Genomic DNA, 17223 nt, shown 5'->3' with positions numbered 1-17223 from the left:
ACGTTCGGTGTCTCGATGGGCAAGGCCGGATTCACCACGCGGTCCGGCACCAAGGTGATCATGGACATCCACGAGTCCTACCGCATGCGCTCGACGACCGTCGGCATCACCGGTTCGGAGGCCTACGACCTCGACGTGCCGTACTCGATGCGCATCACCAGCTCGGGGGAGTTCCTGCACGGGGCGCCGTGGAACCCCTACGTCGGCATCGCCAACCGCTCGCACGGCTGCACGAACCTGACGCTGTCCGCGGCGCACTGGGTCTTCGACCGGGTCCGCGAGGGCGACCCGATCATCACCCGCGGGACCGGACGGCAGATGGAGACCTGGAACGGCCTCGGCGGCGTGTGGAACGTGCCGTGGACGACGTGGGTCGCCGGCTCCGCCGTGAGCTAGCCGAACAGCTTCTCGCGGATCTCCTCGCGTTCCTGGACGGCGGTGGCCACCCGGGTGAGCTGCTCGTCGGTCACCGGGAGGTCGTAGACCTCGCGGACCACGGCGGGCAGGTCCGGGCGGTAGTCGTGGGCGAAGGCGCGGTAGGCACCCGGTATCTGGGCGTTCTTCATGTCGACCAGGCTCTGGAAGAAGGTGGTCACCGGGCGCCAGCGCATCGACGCAGGGATCCCCCGGGGGCTGAACGGTGGCAGCTCCCCGTGCGACGGGCGGTCCGGGCCGAGCCAGCTCGGGCGTCGGGCCAGCAGGTCGGCTCCGAACTTGGTCACCCCGTCGTTGTCGTGGCTGAGCAGCACGTAGCGAAGGCGCTTCCGGCGCTCGGCCCCGAGCGCCTCGAGCTGGCCGAAGTCGTTGACCACCGCGAGCAGGTCGGGATCCGCGTCGTAGCGGTTCTCGCCCATGACCTCGTGGCTCCACTTGCTGCCGGACGGGGTCCCGATCCACAGGGCGCGGTCCAGGCCCAGCGCCTGCGGCCCCAGGGTGCCCCAGTGCAGGAAGGCGTCCTGGCTGGTGTGCGCGCCGAGGCTCTCGCCGAAGAGGACGACCCGGGGTCGATCGGCCGCAGGGACGTCCCTCAGCCGCGCGAGGATGCGGGTCCAGAGCAGCCGGTTCTGCTCGCGGGCACCGGCCACCTTGGTCAGGGAGAGCGGCGAGGGCCGCTTGGAGTACTGCAGGGTCACCGTCGCGCAGTCGCCCAGCGTGAAGTACTGCACCGTGTTGGTCGCGATGTAGTTCACGTACCCGCTGCCGGTGGGCGAGATCAGCACGATCAGGGAGCGGCTCCAGGCGTCGGTCCGGTCCATCTCGGCCAGAGCCAGGTCGACCCGCTCGGTGATCGTGTCCGCGGCGTCGACCCCGACGTACACCTGGATGGGCGTGGCCACCGCCGGCACCCCCATGACGCTCGGGATGGACCAGTCACCCTCGGGCATCCCCTCGGGGCGCTCTCCCGACGGCAGGGGGGTCGGCCGGGCGAACAGCACCGCGTGCCGGCGGCCCTCCCGGCCCAGCGACTCCCAGGAGACCAGGCTGCCGGGGCCGCCGCTGATCGTGGGCCCGGTGAACCGGTCCCGCGCCGACTCGTCCAGCACCGGCTCGAACGTGGACGCGCCGGCCTCGATCCGGCGCATCCCGACTCCCCACACCCGGGTCACGCCGAGCCCGAGGGCGGCGAGCGTCCCCGCGTGGGTGAGCAGCCGCCACGCCCGCTCCGACCCGTGGGCGCGCATCGAGGCCACCGCTGCGACCCGTCCGGCGAGCGCGGACTCCCCGTACGACACGGCGGTCAACGCACCGACGACGCCGCCCGCGGCGGCCAGGCCCAGCAGCGGCTTGTGCTGCGCGAAGTCGCCGCCCGGCTCCTTGGGCGTCTCCCGCTGCCGTCGTCGCTCGATGACGAGCGCGAGCCCGAGACCGGCCGGGACCGCCATCGGGATCCGACCGACCAGTCGGCCGGTCCGCCCACGACCGGCCACGGCGCCGGTGCCGGCGCTGGCAGCGGCATGGACCGCGCCCATCAGCCCGGTCACGCCCAGGCGCCAGCCGAGCTGCCGGGTCGCGCTGCGCGTGATCGGCTCGGCGTCCCGCGTGGGCAGCCGGGTCGCGGCCAGACCGACCGGGACCGCGGCGAGGTTCACGGCCAGCGTCCCGAGCTGGTGCCGGCGCTCCCTGCTGGTCCCCGGCGGCAGCGGGAGGAGGTCGCCGACCGAGGCGCCCACGATGTCCAGCGCGTCCTGGGCCAGCACCGTCGCCAGGTACGTCGAACCGACGGACAGACCGGTGATCAGCCCCTGGTCGGCCCAGCTGCGCTCGGACAGGGACCGGGCGAACGTCCCCGGAGCCACGGCGGCACCCGCCATCAGCCCCACCTGCTGCGGGGTCCCCACCCAGTCACGTGCAGTCATGACGACCTCTCCCTCGGTGCTTGCCCCGGTGCTTGCCTCGGTGCCCGGTCACCCTGAGGATGACGGGCGATGGCGTCGGGCCGGTGGCCGCTGCGGGCTCAGGGCCCAGACCCTGGCCGCCGCCAGGACGCCCAGGCCGTTCGTCGCCCAGTGCAGCAGCATCGGACCCAACAGGCTCCCGGTCCGGTGGCGCAGCTCGCCGAACACCAGGCCGGCGAGCGTCGTGAACGCGACGGTGCCCACGACGGTCCATACCCGACGACGGCCGCCACCGTCGGTCTGCAGGGTCTGGTTGGTCTGCAGCAGGTCGAGTGCCGGCAGCACGTGCCAGAGCCCGAACAGCGCCGCGGAGACCCCGGTCGCCCACCACGGCCCGTGATCGGCGGCGACCAGCCCCCACAGCACCCCCCGGAAGGCGACCTCCTCGAAGACGACCGTGCTCAACGGGATCGTCACGAAGGCCATGGCGAGCGCCGAACCCGGGCCGACCCGGTAGCGCGTATCGCGGAACAGCGTGCGGGTCGCCGGCACGGTCACGCCGACCGCGTAGCCGACCGCGACCACACCGGCTGCCGCCCCTCCCCACGCGAGTCCCCTGACCAGGGACTCCCGGCCGAGCCCGAGCTCGGCCCAGGACAGGCCCGCACTCCGACCCACCAGGAGGAGCAGCGCAGCCGCCAGCGGTCCGGTCACCGGGTGCGCACGGCGTGGTCCGACGTGGACCCAGACGTTCACGACGACCATCACCAGCAGGGTGAGGGCGACCGCGGCGGCCGTCGTCATCGCGGCACCGCGGCGCCCGCGGCTCGGCCCGGCACCGGGAGACGCTCACGCCGGGGTGGTGACACTGCCGCGGGCATCCAGCACGGACTCACCTTCGGGCACGGGCACCGCCCCGTCGTCGTCCGGCAAGGGTGAGATCCGGGCCGCCCCGAGTCACCCCGGTGGCTGAGCGCGCCGCTGCGGGGCGGCCCACCTGGCCAGCGGTCAGAGGTCCTTGCGCACGAAGGACGTCGCCGCCAGCCCCCAGACCATGGCCACCCACAGCGCAGCCCAGGCCAGGTAGGCGACGGTGAGGGGCGAGGAGCTCAGGAACGGGAACGCCTCGACGTCCGACCCGCCGAACGTCGCGAACACCGACGGGTCCTGGAAGGCGTGCATCGCCCCCTGCCACAGGCCGTCGGTCGGGAGCAGCACCCTCGACACGGCACCGACGCGGGCGACTGCCTCGTTGCCGAGTCCCTCGCCGACGCCCCCCACGACGCCGGCCACCCAGGTCGTGCAGAACAGGCCGACGGCGACCACGCCCGAGGCCATCGGCGAGATGGCGGTCGAGAGCAGCACGGCCAGCGTGAGCAGCACGGTGGTCTGCGCGGCGAGCAGCGCGAGCGCGGTCACCGGCTCCGGTGGCCAGTAGTCCGTCGTGGCGCGCACGACGAGGCACTGGGCCAGACCGGCGAGCACGACGAAGCCGCTGCCGAAGACGGCCAGGCCGAGCCACTTGCCCAGCAGGTAGGCCGAGCGACGGATCGGCCTGGCCAGCACCGCCAGCGCGATGCCGGACTCCGTCTCGCCGGACACCGTGGGCCCGGCCAGGAAGGCCGTCCCCAGGGCCGCGATAAGGCTGAAGCCGAACATCACCAGGTTGAGCACGATGGACGCCGTCAGCCGGGCCTCGCCGCTGGTGAGCGCGCTGCCGCCGGACTCCGCCGCGAGGCGGGAGAAGCCCCAACCGCTCAGCGCGATCAGGGCGACGGTGAGCACGGAGAGCGCCACCAGCACCCGACGTCGGGTCGCCTCGCGTAGGGTCAGCGCGGCGATGGTAAGCACGGTGCGGGCGGTCGTCATCGGGCGTCACCGGACCGGGCCGCGGCGCCGTCGCGCAGGATGCCGAGCAGGCGCTCCTCCAGAGTTATCCGCGCCGGCTCGACGGCGTGCACCCGCACGCCCAGGGCGGCCAGGTCGCGGACCAGGTCGGGGACGGCCGTCCCGTCGTCGTCGGCCGGCAGCGAGAGGGTGAACAGGCCCGCGGTCTCGCCGGTCCGGTCCACCGTGCCGGTCGCTGCGAGCCGGGCCTCCGCCTCCGGGGACACGTCGCTCAGCTGCAGGTGCAGCTCGCGCTGACCCAGCAGCTCGGCGAGCGTCCCGGAGGCGGCGACCTCCCCCCGGTCCAGGATGACCACCCGGTCGCAGACCCGCTCCACCTCGCCGATCAGGTGCGAGTTGAGCAGCACCGCCACGCCGCGCTCCTTCAGGCTCAGCACGATGTCGCGTACGTCGGCCCGCCCCAGCGGGTCCAGTGCGCTGGTCGGCTCGTCGAGCACGACCAGCTCCGGGCCGGCCACCAACGCGACCGCCAGCCCGAGGCGCTGCTGCATCCCCTTGGAGAAGCCGCCCAGCCGGTCGTGCGCCCGGTCGGCCAGGCCGACCAGCGCGAGGCTGTCGCGCTGCTCCGCCGCGGTCACACCGATCCCGGACAGCCGGACGTGCAGGCTCAGCACCTCGGTCGGGCTCAGCCACGGCTGGTAGCGGAAGAGCTCCGGCAGGTAGCCGACCCGGGCCCGCGCGGACGGGTCGACGCCTGGTCGCCCGAGGAGCATGACCTCGCCCCCGTCGGCGTGGACCAGACCGAGCAGCATCTTGATCACCGAGGTCTTGCCGGCACCGTTGGGGCCCAGAAGCCCGACGATCTCGCCGCGGCCGACCTCGAAGGACACGTCCTCCACGGCCTGCTGGCGGCCGTACCGCTTGCGCAGGCCCGAGCACCAGACGGCCGGCGCCGGTGGCAGGCCGGCCACCGCGTCCGCCGCGGCCTGCCGCGCCGCGTCGACCGCGGTGGGCCGTTCCGCAACGCTCACGACAGGTCTCCCGCGACGCCGAGCAGCTCGTCGACGTCCAGCGAGCCGGCCACCGCGGTCACCATGCCGTCGTCCACCCAGACGACGGCTGCCAGCGTCCCGTCCCGGGTCTGAAGCACCGTGGCCGGTGTGCCTGCCACCTCCGCCGACGAGGTCGTGACCTCGTCGGCCGGCACGGGCAGCGGCAGCGTGGAGCCGTCCGCGGTGAACGTGCGCAGCTGCGCGGCGACGTCGTCCGGCAGGCCGGGAAGCGACAGCAGGTAGTCGCGCACGCTCTCGAACGGGGCCCCGGACGAGAACGCCGTCGGCGCCACGGCGCGGGCCACGACCAGGGCGGGTGCCCCGGCGTCGGACGACCAGGTCTGGACCACTCCTGGACCCGCGTCCATCCGGACCGAGCTCCCGTCCAGTCCCGGCGGGGGCTGCGGCAGCGCCTCGCCGGCCTCGGCGGCCGCCCGGGCCGCGCGCTCACGGGAGAAGGTGAAGGTCGCGCTGACCTCGTCGCCCACCTGGAGCACGGGTCGGCCGCTGACCCCGCGGGGCAGCTCGGTGACCTCGGGCACCTCGAGCCCGGTGAGCTCGGCCGCCTCCTGGGCGTCGGCGACCTCGCGGACGTCCGGCTCGCCGGTCATCCGGAGCTCGCCGTACGCGCTGAGGTCGGGCAGCGCGACGAGGTCGCCGGGGGCGATGCTGACCGGGGCCACCCGCTCGGTGCGGAAGACCTGCAGCCAGTCGTTGGCCGCCGCGGTGCCCGCACCGGCCAGGACGACGCCGACGGCGAGGGCCGCGACGAGGGGACGACGCAGCGCCGCGCGGGTCCGGGCCGCCCTCGGCCGGGACGTCTGGCCGGGTGGGGTGGCAGCCGACGCAGCCGACGCCGCCGACGCGCTCGACGCGGTCGAGAGTCGGCGCCAGGCAGCGGCGACGTCGAGGTCCGGGTCGGACTCGGTCGCCAGCGCGGCGTCGACCAGGTCGGCGTCCTCACGCGCCGAGGCGAGCTCGTCCAGGCACTCCGGGCAGTCGACGACGTGCCGGCGGTCGGCGTCGGAGACGCCGGCCGGGTCGTCGAGCAGGCGGCGCAGCGCGCCCTCAGTCGGGTGACGCATGACGGTTCAGCTCCTTGCGCAAGGCGGATTCGGCGCGCCGCACGGTGGTGCCGACGCTCGTGGGGGACAGGTCCAACGCCGCGGCGACGTCGGCGTAGCTCAGACCGCTGTGCCGGAGGACGAGGGCGACCGCCTGGGTACGGGGCAGCCGGCCGAGCGCGGAGCGGACGGCCCGGCGCTCCTCCCGGGTGACCACGGTGTCCGCCACGTCGGACACGACTGTGTCCTGGTGCACGGCGGCCGCCTCCTCCCGGGCGACGCGGCGTCGCCCGGACCGGACGACGTTCAGCGCGGTGTGTGCGGCGGCCACCGAGAGCCAGCCGCGGGCCTCCGAGGCCGGCACCGAGGTGCGTCCGAAGGCGAGGAACACCTCCTGTGCGACGTCCTCGGCCAGGTCCCGTGAGCCGAGCACCCGGGCGGCCACGCCCACGACGAGCGGGTAGTCGCGCCGGAAGACGTCGGCCAGGTCGTCGCGCACCGGGTCGCCGGCGGACCGCGGCATCCTCACCCGGCTCGTCCTCCCGTCCCGCTCCTCGGTCGCGCCCGCCCCGTCGGCCGTGAGGACGGCCGCGGGCGCCGCTCGAGCATGCTCGACCAGGTCCATGTCTCTACAGCACCGCCGGCGCCGGAGATGTGACATCCGGGCTCCGGCGCCCGATCATCCTCCTGGCCGGGGCGGGCGCCGGGCAGGCGGACGGTCGGGCGAGCCGCGGCGGGCGTCCGCCGCCAGCAGCTCGGAGACGGTCCCGTCGGCGCCGGCGTCGGTGGGCCGGTGCCCGGTGACCGTCGCGACGAAGACCTCCCGGCTCAGGGACAGCAGCACGCCCGGGGCGGTCGTGAGGACGGTTGCCGTCCGTGGCACCGAGCGCAGCAGGGCCACCTCGCCGAAGGCGTCGCCCGGGACCAGGCGTCGTACGTCCACAGCCTCCCTGCGCACGACCATCGCGCCGGACTCGACGACGAAGAACTCCTCTCCGGTGGTGTGCTCGCGCACCACGGGGACCCCGGTCGCGACCTCCCGCCGGTCGGCGGCACAGGCCAGCCGCTCGAGGGTGAGCCGCGGCAGGGGGGCGAGCACGCCCACCCGGCCGAGCAGTTCGACGTCCTCGGGGCGCGGCGTGGTCGCCGTCTCGAGTGCGCGTAGTCCGGAGGTGCACAGCAACGGGGCCACCGCGAGCAGTCGGCCGGGGTCGCGGGCCGCCCGCTGACCATGGCGCGGTCTAGCGCTTGCGCATCGTCTTCACCGCCGCCATGACGAGCACGACGACCAGCACGATGCCGATGGCGAAGCCGCCCAGGTAGTACATGACGTCACCGTAGGGGCCGGCACCCGGTCGGCGTGGGCGACCGGCCGAACTCGCCACAGCAGAGGGTTGACGCAACTGACTGGTTGCCTTAAGGTCGAAGCAACCAATCAGTTGCGATAGGAGCTGCAGATGCCCATCCCGAACACCATCACCCGCGTCCTCGACCTGGCCCACCCCCAGCAGAAGGTCTGGGGCGCCCTGTCCACCATCGAGGGGCTCACCGGCTGGTTCGGCAGCAAGGCCGAGGGAGAGGTCGCCCCCGGCCACGACGTGCGGATGTACTGGGGCGACCACGACGCCGAAGGGACCCTCGAGGTCAAGGTGGTCGACCCGATGTCGGTCTTCGCCTACTGCTGGACGATCTCCGGCGCCCCCGAGGGCGACCCACGCCGGACCTACGTCGAGTTCGCCCTCGAGCCGACCGGCTCCGGCACCCGGCTCACCGTCACCGAGAGCGGCTTCGCCCAGCTCCCGGACGAGTGGCTGGAGGCGAGCTACCAGGGCAACACCGAGGGCTGGCAGCACGAGCTCGGCGAGCTGGTGGCCTACCTCGATGCCGCCTGATCGGCTGCGCGCCGACCCGGAGGAGGTGTCGGCCGGCGTCTTCACGGCGCTGGCCGACCCGACCCGCCGGGCGATCCTCGCGTCGCTGGCCGAGCACGGGCCGAGCACGGCCACCGATCTCTCGGGCCGGCTGGCCATCACCCGGCAGGGGGTCGCCAAGCATCTCGGCCTGCTGGCCGAGGCCGGCCTGGTGACCAGCGACGCGGGCGGCGGCCGGCGGATCCTCTACCGGCACCGGTCCGCGCCGATCAAGGTGGCGCAGTCCTACCTGGCCGCGCTCGCCGCCGACTGGGACGGCTCCCTCGCCCGGCTCTCCTCCTTCCTGGACGACCCGTCGCGGTGATCGCCCCGCCGGACACGGGTCCGGCCACCACGCCTAGCCCACGGGACCAGGCGTCCCGCCGCTGCCGTCCTCCGACGACCCCTTCCCCCGGCGGAGGAGGGCGACCAAGGCCACGACGGCGCCGACGCCGAGTGCGAGAAGGGCCGCCAGCGCGGCGGTGCTGAGCCCGTCGTCCTCGGCCGAGGGGTCCTCGGAGGCCGGAGCGGTCGTCTCCGACGTCGTCGTGGCGGCCGGCTCCGAGGAGGGCGTGCTCGAGGGTGTGATCGTGGTGGTCCTGGTGGCCGTCGCCGTAGCCGTCTGGGTCTGGGTTGCGGTCCGGGTCTGGGTCGCGGTCTGGGTCTGGGTCGCGGTCTGGGTCCGGGTCGCGGTCGCGGTGGTCGGCAGCGCTTCGCCCGACGACGTCTCGTCCTCCGGGCTCGCCGAAGCGGTCGGTGCCGGCGTCGAGTCATCGGTGCGGGTCCGCTCGGCGGAGGCCGTCAGCGACCGGGTCGGGCTGACGCTGAGGGTCGGCGGGGTGATCGACCGGGAGGCCGTGGCGCCGGGGCGTGTGCTCGACGAGCCGTCGGGCAGACCGTCGCCGCCTCCGCACGCGCCCAGGGCCAGGGTGGGGAGCAGGACGGCCAACGCCCCGACGGCAGCACGTCGCGAGCGTGTCGACGACGGGCGGGCCTTGCGCCTGGGCACCATGCGAGAACGCTCCCGCCGCGCAGCGCATCTGGCATCCCCTGAAGCGGATGACGGGGCAGGCGCGGTCACCCGCGAGACGTCGGGGGGGTCGGGCCGCGCCATGGACCCGCGACGAAGTGGGCGTAGCGTCCGATCGACGTCCGTACCGGACGGAACCGGACCCGGGGCAGCGTCGCCCCGCAGCAGGAGGTCGGTCGCCGATGCCGTCGCACCGCTCGCTCACCGCTCGCGCTCTCCTCGTGGTCGCTCTGGCGCTGGGCGGCGTCACGGTCGCACAGGCACCGGCGAGCGCAGCCGAGGACCCGGACCTCGGACCGAACGTCCTCGTCTTCGACCCCGGCATGCCCCAGAGCGAGATCCAGGCCGCGGTCGACGCGGTGGCGGCGGCGCAGGTCGACGACGAGATGGGCACGGCGCGCAAGGCGCTGCTGTTCAAGCCGGGGACGTACGGCACGGCGGAGCATCCGCTGCAGTTCCGGGTCGGCTACTACACCTAGGTGGCGGGGCTCGGACGAGACCCGGGCGACGTCGTCATCAACGGCAAGATCGAGGTCTACAACCGCTGCCTCACCCCGGACTACTGCATCGCCCTCAACAACTTCTGGCGTTCGCTGTCCAACCTGCACCTGAACGTGAACGCGGCCGGCCAGGACGGCTGCCGGTCGTCGGCGAACTTCTGGGCGGTCTCGCAGGCGTCGCCCATGCGACGGGTCCAGGTGACCGGCGCCAACCTCTCGCTGATGGACTACTGCACGGCGGGGCCGCAGTTCGCCAGCGGCGGCTTCGTCGCCGACTCCGCGCTCCCCTTCGTCATCAACGGCTCGCAGCAGCAGTGGCTGACGCGGGACAGCTCGGTCGGCGGCTGGTCCAACGCGGTGTGGAACCAGGTCTTCGCCGGGGTCGAGGGCGCGCCGAGCGACGCCACCTTCCCCGACCCGCCGTACACCACGCTCGAGACGACGCCGGTGAGCCGGGAGAAGCCCTACCTGTACGTCGACGACGACGGCTCCTGGAACGTCCTCGTGCCCGACCCGCAGACCGACTCGCGGGGCACCACGTGGTCCGGCGGGTCGACGCCCGGACGCAGCGTCCCGCTGTCCGACTTCTACGTCGCCCGGCCCACGGACACGGTCAAGACGCTGAACAAGCAGGTGTCGATGGGCCAGAACCTGCTGCTCACACCGGGGGTCTACTCCGTCGACAAGCCGGTCGAGGTCAAGCGGCCGGACAGCGTCGTGCTCGGCATCGGACTCGCCACCCTGACTGCCGAGAACGGGTCGGTCGCCGTGCGGGTGCGCGACACCGAGGGCGTCAGCCTGGCCGGCTTCATGGTCGACGCCGGACCCCAGAACTCTCCGGTCCTGATGCAGGTCGGTCCGCCGGACGCGGTCGGGGGGAGCGCCGCGAACCCGACAACGCTGAGCGACGTGTTCTTCCGGGTGGGCGGCCCGCACGTGGGCAAGGCGACGACGAGCCTCGAGGTCAACAGCGACAACGTCCTGCTCGACCACATCTGGGCGTGGCGCGCCGACCACGGCAACCCAGGGGCGTACGGCTGGACGACCAGCACCGGGCGCAACGGGGTCGTCGTCAACGGCGACGACGTGACCGCGACCGGCTTCTTCGTCGAGCACTACCAGCAGCACAACGTGGTCTGGAACGGCGAGCGCGGCCGCACGGTCATGTTCCAGAACGAGCTGCCCTACGACCCTCCGGACCAGGCGGCCTACCAGCACGACGGCATCCTCGGCTGGGCCGCGTACAAGGTCGCCGACGACGTGGCCGACCACGAGCTCTGGGGCGGTGGCAGCTACGTCTACTTCAACGTGAACCCGTCGATCCACGCGGCCCACGGCTTCGAGGTCCCGGTCACCGACGGGGTCCGGCTGCACCACGTCATGACCGTGAACCTCGGTGCCGGCACCATCGACCACGTGGTCAACGACACCGGCGGGGCCGTCACGACCGACGCGATCGGGGTCCCACAGTACGTCACGGTGTTTCCCTAGGACCAGTCCTCGAAGTCCTCGGCGCGCTCGAGGCTGCCGAAGGCCTGCTGGAGCTCGGCCGGTGGCTTGACCGGCCGGCGCCCGGCGAGGTCGAACCACAGACCGACCGACTCCACGGTGGCGCACAGACCCTGCGACTCCGTGCTGAAGCGGTTGCGCACCTTGAAGCGCCGACTGTCCGGCGACAGCGCGAGGGTCTGGAAGTCGACCGTGAACGGCTCGAGCAGGCGGACCTCACGCCGGTAGACCAGTCGGTCGTCGAGGACCACCGGGCCGATGCGCAGCTCGGCGAAGGTCCGGGCGGTGAAGCCCACCGAGTCGAAGAACAGGATGCGGGTGTTGCTCGCGTAGTCGAGGAACGCGGAGTTCGCCATGTGCTGGTTGAAGTCCATGTCGCGCCACTGCGCCCGGTACTGCTGGATGAAGGCCACCGTCATGACCCGAGTCTGACGAATCGACACGCGCCGCGCGGTAACCGCACGGGCCGTCCCCGCGTCGTCCATCCAGTACCGTCGGCAACCGCGTCGACCGCCGCGTCGACCACAGCGTCGACCACAGCGTCGCCCGACAACGGCGGGGGAACGGAGCACAGATGCGCAGGTCAGTGCTGGTGATGCCGCTGGCCGGGGCCCTCGTCCTGGGCCTTGCCGTGGGGGCGGGCGCGCCGGCCGGCGCCGTCGCGGCCGGCGACGACGCCGCGGTGTCCACCCCCCGCGAGGACCCCTACTACCCGGCCAAGGGCGACCCCGGCGTCGACGCCCTGCACTACCGCCTGCGGCTGAGCTGGTCGCCGACCGCCAAGGTGCTCACCGGCACCGCCCGGATCCGGTTCCGCGCCCCGGTGGCCGAGGACCGGGTGCGGCTGGACCTGGGCGACCCGCTGCGGGTGCGGTCGGTGCGGCTGGACGGGGCGCGCAAGCCGTTCAGCCACCCCGGGAAGAACCTGGTCGTGCGGACCGGCCCGCTCGCCGCCGACAGCCGGCACACCCTCGTGGTCGCCTACCGCGGCACCCCGCGTCCGGTCGCCCTGCCCAGCACCCGCTCCGACGTGCAGACGGGCGGCTGGACGACGACCAGGCGCGGCGAGGTCTGGACGATGCAGGAGCCGTTCGGGGCGTTCACCTGGTACCCGGTCAACGACCAGCCCTCGGACAAGGCGTTCTACGACGTGCGCATCTCGGCGCCGCGCGGGATGGTCGGGATCTTCAACGGCCGGCTCACCCACCGCAAGACCGTGCACGGTCGCACCGTGACGAGGTGGCACCTGGCCAGCCCGGCCGCGTCGTACCTCACGACGATCGCCATCGGCGACTACGTCCGTTACCGCGACCGCGGGCCGCACGGGCTGCCGATCACCTACTGGCTGCCCCGCCGCGACCAGCGCGCGCTGCCGGAGCTGCGGCGCACACCGGACCTGATCCGGTGGCTGGAGGCGCGCCTCGGGCCGTACCCGTTCGATCGCGTCGGCGTGGTGATGGTGCCGTGGGCGTCGGCGATGGAGACGCAGACGCTGCTCACGATGGGCCGTCCGCTGGTCCGTGACCGGCCCGGCTTCCGCAGCGTCCTGGTCCACGAGTACGCCCACCAGTGGTACGGCGACACGGTCACCCCGGACAGCTGGCCGGACCTCTGGCTCAACGAGGCGTTCGCGATGCACATCGAACTCTCCTGGCAGGTCTCCCGCGGCTGGACCACGTGGGCGGATTTGCGCGGCTTCCTGGTCGACGTGGACGGTGAGCTGCGCGCCTCGGACGGGCCGCCCGGCGCCTACGATCCCAGCAAGTTCGCCGAGGACTGCGTCTACCTGTGCGGTGCCCTGATGCTGGACCGCCTCGGCAACCGCCTCGGGCCGGAGCTGTTCGCCCAGGTCCTGCGCGAGTGGCCGCAGACCCACCGCGACGCGAGCGTCGACCGCGACGACTACATCGCCTGGCTGAGCGCCCGCACCGGCCAGGACCTGCGGCCGTTCCTCACCGAGTGGCTCACCTCGCCGACGACCCCGGCGATCTGAGGCGTTCGACGGATTCCGGCGGGGGCTCGAACACCTGTTCGACGGTGTGCCATGCTGGCCGGCATGGCGGGTGGCATGTCGCGACCGCGCCCCACCGTCCCGGTGCCGGTCGCGGTCCGTGGCCGGTCCCCCAACGCTGCCGACGTGTCCGGCGGCCCGGACACCGGGGCGGACGGCGGGCCCGGCCGGCACTGCTGGGTGGCGGACCCGGCCGACGACACGACCGCCCGGCGGGCCGGGCTGCTCGTCGAGTGGCGCCGCGCCGTGGGCGGCGGATGGGAGGGCCGGGTGGTCCGCGTCGCGCAGGTGCGGCCCGGCCGGTGGGCGCTGGTCGAGGAGTGGGTGGACGAGTCGCTGCTGGGCCCGGTCTGAGCGACGTACGCCTCCGCGGGGTTTCGCGAGAGGGTGCGCAGATGACGTCAGCGACCGCACCCGACGACTCTCGCCGCCACCTGGGACCCGTTGCACGTGTCCCCGCCGGTCGGACCGTCCACGGATGAGCGAGCAGGGGTGGCGGGCGTTCCTCGCCGCGGAGAGCCTTGACGACTGGGTGGTGCTGCACGGCGGAGCGACTGCGGTGTTCCGCGTCGCGTCGCTCGCCGAGGCGGCGCGGCTGGCCGACGCGGTCGCGCAGGTCCCCGGCCTCGAGGGCTCGGGGGCCCTGCTGACGATCGCGGACGAGCGTCTCACCGTGCGGCTCACCCGCGGCGTGTTCCGGCTGGAGGTGGAGCACGTCGCACTGGCCCGGGCGGTCTCGGCGGCCGCTCGGGCGCACGGGGCGGCCGCCGACCGTGCGGCCGTGCAGGAGGTGCAGGTGGCGATCGCTGCCGTGCCCGACGCCGTGGACGTCGGCTTCTGGCGTGCTGTCCTCGGCTACGCACCCCTGGCCGAGGACAACGCCGTCGACCCGCTCGGTCACGGATCGACGGTCTGGATGCAGGAGCTGGACCCGGGCAAGCCGCTCCGGCACGCGATGCACGTCGACGTGTCCCTGGCTCGCGACCAGGCCGAGGCGCGGGTGGCAGCAGCGCTCGACGCGGGAGGCCGCGTCGTCCTGGTCACCGACGAGCCGGCGAGCTGGATCCTCGCCGACCGGGCCGGCAACCGGGTGTGCGTCGCCCCGTGGCCCGACGGGTACGGCGTGCCAGACCTTCCCGACCTGCCCGAGCGGTGACTCCTGGCTCAGCCTGCTGACGCGATGTCGACGTCCCCGTCGCTGGTGCTCGCCGTGATGCGCCGCGGGGCGGTCGGGTCGGTCGGCACCGTGACGTCGCTCGACCCGTCCTTGGTCGACACGGTCACGTGGTAGGCGGTCCGGTCGTCGGGCAGCGTCAGCTGCACCGAACCGTCCCGCGAGGTGGCCCGCACCGACCGTGGCGGGTCGGCGAAGGCCAGCCGCACCGACCCGTCCGACGTCGACGCCTCGACCCGGGCCGACCGGATCCCGGAGCCCTCGATAGTCCCGTCCCGGGACGTGAGCCGCAGAGGTCCCGAGACGTCGCGCGCGGTGATGCCGCCGTCCGACGTGGACAGGTCGACCGGGCCGGTGAGCTCGCGCAGCGTCAGGTGGTTGTCGGTGACGCCACCGGTCACCGTCACGTCGGCGGGCACGGTCAGGTGCACCCAGCCGGTGCACGGGAGGCCGGGCGTCCAGGGGCACGACGACCCGACGACGAGCCGGTCGCCGACCTGACGGGTCACGATCTCCGGCTCGCCCAGCGACCAGTGCCAACCGCGGTCCACGGTCACCTCGTCCGCCGACGCCGACCCCGTCACGTCGACCTCCTCGAAGCCGAGGTCGAGCATGAGCACCTTCACGCCGCCGAACGTGGCCTCGCGGCTCTCGGTCGCGCGGGACAGCAGGCTGGCCACCGCGACCGCGTTCCAGGCCACGACCGCCAGGCCGAGGGCGACGACGAGGATGCGCAGGGCGGTGCGGCCGCCGGAGCCCCCGGGGCCGCTGGTCCGGGCCGGCGGGCGGGGCGGGGCGGGAGCCTGGGTGGACATCGTCGTCACTCTCCTGTGCCGTCCAGCCAGCGGAGCACTGCCAGCACCCGGCGGTGGTCCTGCTCGGCCGGCGGCAGGCCGAGCTTGGTGAAGATCGAGCTCACGTGCTTCTCGACGGCACCCTCGCTGACGACGAGCTCGGCGGCGATCCCGGCGTTCGACCGGCCCTCGGCCATCAGCCGGATGACGTCGGTCTCCCGGGGCGTCAGCCCGGCCAGGGGATCGACCCGCCGGCTCCGCACGAGCAGCTGGGACACGACCTCGGGGTCCAGCGCGGTGCCGCCGTCGGCGACCCGGCGCACCGCCTCGACGAACTCCGTGACGTCGGCGACCCGGTCCTTCAGCAGGTAGCCGAAGCCGCTGGTGTGGGACGCGATGAGGTCGGTGGCGTAGCGCTCCTCGACGTACTGGCTCAGCATCAGCACCGACACGTCCGGGTGCTGCGCGCGGATGACCAGCGCGGCGCGCACACCCTCGTCGGTGTGCGTCGGCGGCATCCTGATGTCGACGACGCAGATGTCGGGCAGGTGCTCGTCGACCACGCGCAGCAGCCGGTCGGCGTCGTCGACCGCCGCGACGACCTCCATGCCCGCGTCGGTGAGCAGGTGCACGAGACCCTGGCGCAGCAACACCGAGTCCTCCGCGATCACGACCCGCACGGGACCTCCACGGTCATCGTCGTGCCGCCTCCCGGCGGGCTGGTCAGGTGGAAGGTGCCGTCGACGGCCTGCACGCGGTCGCGCAGCCCCGCCAGGCCGCTCCCGGGCCTCTCGGCCGCGCCGCCCACACCGTCGTCGGCGACCGACAGGAGCAGTCGGTCGCCCTCGCGCTCGACGTGCACGTCCACGTGCCTGGCCCGCGCGTGCCGGGCGACGTTGGTCAGGGCCTCGCTGACCACGAAGTAGGCGACGGCCTCCGCCGTCGGCGACGGGCGCTGCGGCACGTCGACGTCGAGCCGCACCGGCACCGGCGAGCGGGCCGCGACCGACGACAGCGCCGCGTCGAGCCCGCGGTCGGTGAGCACGGCCGGGTGCACGCCGCGGATGACGTTTCGCAGCTCGGTGATCGAGTCCTTGGCGTCCTGGTGCGCCTGGTCGACGAGCTCGCGCGCCCCCTGGGGGTCGTCCTCGAACTTGGCCCTGGCCCGGCCGAGGTTCATCGCGAGCGCGACCAGCTGCTGCTGCGCCCCGTCGTGCAGGTCGCGCTCGATGCGCCGCCGCTCGGCGTCGGCGGCGTCGACGACGCGGGCCCTGGTCTCGGTCAGCCGGGTGACCTGCAGCCGCAGCGCGTCGGCCTCGCTGGGGGACAGCAGCGCGTGCGCCAGGCGCACCTGCGCCAGGGTGAAGGCGGCCGAGAGCAGGCGGGCCAGGAGCAGCATCACCACGCCGGCCGCGACGCCCGCCCAGACCTCCGCCGTGGACGACCAGTCCAGCCAGCTGACCGCCTCGTCACCGGGCAGCCGGTCGACGTACAGCGGCAGGAGGATGCCGGCGGCCGCCGCCGACCAGAACGACACCACGAGCGCGAACGAGACGGTGCCGAGCGGCAGGAGGAGGAGGCAGTAGCCGGCCTCCTTCCAGAACTCCACCGAGCGGGCGCGGACGAAGGTCCGCCGGACCCACCCGCCCTCGGGCACCGCCCGCAGCGGCCGGCCGGGCAGCTCGACGTCGAGCAGCGCGGCGGCCCTCCCGCGCTCCATCGCGGCCAGCCCGTGGACCAGCCAGATGGTGGCCGTGAGCACGGGGATGCCGAGCAGGAAGACCGGCATGAGCCCGACCGACAGCGCCAGGGAGGTGACGACCAGCGTGAACGTCACGACGCCGGTGAACAGCCCGGCGACGAGATAGCCCAGCTCCAGCAACGGCCGGAGCACCCACCTGGTCAGCACGACGACAACGCTATTGACCCGGTCGGTCCGGCACGAGCGGGCTGGCCGCCGGGTCCGACCGGGGGTTCTCCCCACCACGACTCGGC

The 17223-nt window shown here is 73.8% G+C and carries 19 protein-coding genes and 1 pseudogene; 7 read left to right on the top strand and 13 right to left on the bottom strand.

Going from position 1 to position 17223, the window contains the following annotated elements; all coding sequences use genetic code 11:
* Window positions 1–396, top strand: a 396-nt coding sequence (locus VK640_09335; GenBank protein HTE73388.1) for a L,D-transpeptidase, incomplete at its 5' end; no start/stop codon positions are given.
* On the opposite strand, the gene VK640_09330 is transcribed toward VK640_09335, so the two are convergent.
* The 8 genes from VK640_09330 to VK640_09295 all read right to left on the bottom strand — a co-directional run bounded on the left by VK640_09330 (window position 393) and on the right by VK640_09295 (window position 7685).
* Window positions 393–2357, bottom strand: coding sequence for an alpha/beta-hydrolase family protein (locus VK640_09330; protein ID HTE73387.1), 1965 nt, complete (start codon window positions 2355–2357; stop codon window positions 393–395). The two genes, VK640_09335 and VK640_09330, sit on opposite strands and share 4 nt — an antisense overlap.
* A 48-nt stretch (window positions 2358–2405) precedes the next feature.
* Window positions 2406–3140 (bottom strand): CPBP family intramembrane glutamic endopeptidase, encoded by a 735-nt coding sequence (locus VK640_09325; protein ID HTE73386.1) that lies wholly within the window; start codon window positions 3138–3140, stop codon window positions 2406–2408.
* A gap of 204 nt (window positions 3141–3344) precedes the next feature.
* Window positions 3345–4205, bottom strand: a complete 861-nt coding sequence (locus tag VK640_09320; GenBank protein ID HTE73385.1) for an ABC transporter permease subunit — start codon at window positions 4203–4205, stop codon at window positions 3345–3347.
* On the bottom strand, window positions 4202–5215 hold the full coding sequence (locus tag VK640_09315; GenBank protein ID HTE73384.1) for an ABC transporter ATP-binding protein: 1014 nt from the start codon (window positions 5213–5215) through the stop codon (window positions 4202–4204). Before VK640_09315 ends, VK640_09320 begins: the two co-directional genes overlap by 4 nt.
* Window positions 5212–6321, bottom strand: a complete 1110-nt coding sequence (locus VK640_09310) for a hypothetical protein (GenBank protein HTE73383.1) — start codon at window positions 6319–6321, stop codon at window positions 5212–5214. Before VK640_09310 ends, VK640_09315 begins: the two co-directional genes overlap by 4 nt.
* Complete coding sequence (locus VK640_09305; protein HTE73382.1) at window positions 6305–6823, bottom strand: sigma-70 family RNA polymerase sigma factor; 519 nt, start codon at window positions 6821–6823, stop codon at window positions 6305–6307. The genes VK640_09310 and VK640_09305 overlap by 17 nt, the downstream gene beginning before the upstream one ends.
* 156 nt (window positions 6824–6979) lie before the next feature.
* The gene (locus VK640_09300; protein ID HTE73381.1) at window positions 6980–7492 is read right to left on the bottom strand and encodes a cyclic nucleotide-binding domain-containing protein; all 513 of its coding nucleotides are present in this window, start codon (window positions 7490–7492) and stop codon (window positions 6980–6982) included.
* 49 nt (window positions 7493–7541) lie between these two features.
* The gene (locus tag VK640_09295; protein ID HTE73380.1) at window positions 7542–7685 is read right to left on the bottom strand and encodes a hypothetical protein; all 144 of its coding nucleotides are present in this window, start codon (window positions 7683–7685) and stop codon (window positions 7542–7544) included.
* 72 nt (window positions 7686–7757) lie between these two features.
* On the opposite strand from VK640_09295, the gene VK640_09290 reads away from it, so the two are divergent.
* Window positions 7758–8192 (top strand): SRPBCC domain-containing protein, encoded by a 435-nt coding sequence (locus VK640_09290; GenBank protein HTE73379.1) that lies wholly within the window; start codon window positions 7758–7760, stop codon window positions 8190–8192.
* Window positions 8182–8535, top strand: coding sequence for a metalloregulator ArsR/SmtB family transcription factor (locus tag VK640_09285; protein ID HTE73378.1), 354 nt, complete (start codon window positions 8182–8184; stop codon window positions 8533–8535). Before VK640_09290 ends, VK640_09285 begins: the two co-directional genes overlap by 11 nt.
* A 33-nt stretch (window positions 8536–8568) precedes the next feature.
* Here VK640_09285 and VK640_09280 read toward each other — a convergent pair whose 3' ends face one another.
* Window positions 8569–9159, bottom strand: coding sequence for a hypothetical protein (locus VK640_09280; GenBank protein HTE73377.1), 591 nt, complete (start codon window positions 9157–9159; stop codon window positions 8569–8571).
* Between the two features lie 263 nt (window positions 9160–9422).
* Here VK640_09280 and VK640_09275 point away from each other — a divergent pair.
* Window positions 9423–11231: pseudogene (locus tag VK640_09275) on the top strand (adenylyl cyclase).
* Here VK640_09275 and VK640_09270 read toward each other — a convergent pair.
* Window positions 11228–11668 (bottom strand): thioesterase family protein, encoded by a 441-nt coding sequence (locus VK640_09270; GenBank protein ID HTE73376.1) that lies wholly within the window; start codon window positions 11666–11668, stop codon window positions 11228–11230. The pseudogene VK640_09275 and the gene VK640_09270 overlap by 4 nt on opposite strands.
* A 155-nt stretch (window positions 11669–11823) precedes the next feature.
* Between VK640_09270 and VK640_09265 the strand changes: the two genes are divergently transcribed.
* The 3 genes from VK640_09265 to VK640_09255 all read left to right on the top strand — a co-directional run bounded on the left by VK640_09265 (window position 11824) and on the right by VK640_09255 (window position 14416).
* Window positions 11824–13242 carry a M1 family metallopeptidase gene (locus VK640_09265; GenBank protein HTE73375.1) on the top strand — a complete coding sequence of 473 codons (1419 nt, stop codon included), beginning with the start codon at window positions 11824–11826 and terminating at the stop codon, window positions 13240–13242.
* 63 nt (window positions 13243–13305) lie between these two features.
* Window positions 13306–13614, top strand: coding sequence for a hypothetical protein (locus VK640_09260; GenBank protein ID HTE73374.1), 309 nt, complete (start codon window positions 13306–13308; stop codon window positions 13612–13614).
* Window positions 13615–13738: 124 nt separating this feature from the next.
* Complete coding sequence (locus VK640_09255; protein ID HTE73373.1) at window positions 13739–14416, top strand: VOC family protein; 678 nt, start codon at window positions 13739–13741, stop codon at window positions 14414–14416.
* 8 nt (window positions 14417–14424) lie between these two features.
* On the opposite strand, the gene VK640_09250 is transcribed toward VK640_09255, so the two are convergent.
* Genes VK640_09250 through VK640_09240 form a run of 3 tightly spaced genes read right to left on the bottom strand, consistent with a single transcriptional unit; the run spans window position 14425 to window position 17137 of the window.
* Window positions 14425–15249 carry a DUF4097 family beta strand repeat-containing protein gene (locus tag VK640_09250; protein HTE73372.1) on the bottom strand — a complete coding sequence of 275 codons (825 nt, stop codon included), beginning with the start codon at window positions 15247–15249 and terminating at the stop codon, window positions 14425–14427.
* A 5-nt stretch (window positions 15250–15254) separates the two neighbouring features.
* Window positions 15255–15908, bottom strand: a complete 654-nt coding sequence (locus tag VK640_09245) for a response regulator transcription factor (protein ID HTE73371.1) — start codon at window positions 15906–15908, stop codon at window positions 15255–15257.
* Entirely contained in the window at window positions 15896–17137 is a 1242-nt protein-coding gene (locus VK640_09240; GenBank protein ID HTE73370.1) for a sensor histidine kinase, read from the bottom strand. The genes VK640_09245 and VK640_09240 overlap by 13 nt, the downstream gene beginning before the upstream one ends.
* Window positions 17138–17223: the final 86 nt, after the last annotated feature.

The sequence above is a fragment of the Actinomycetes bacterium genome, assembly GCA_035489715.1.
In the GTDB taxonomy this organism is placed as follows: Bacteria; Actinomycetota; Actinomycetes; order JACCUZ01; family JACCUZ01; genus DATHAP01.
The sequence above is the reverse complement of the archived record's forward strand: the minus strand, read 5'-3'. Positions and strand labels throughout refer to the sequence as shown.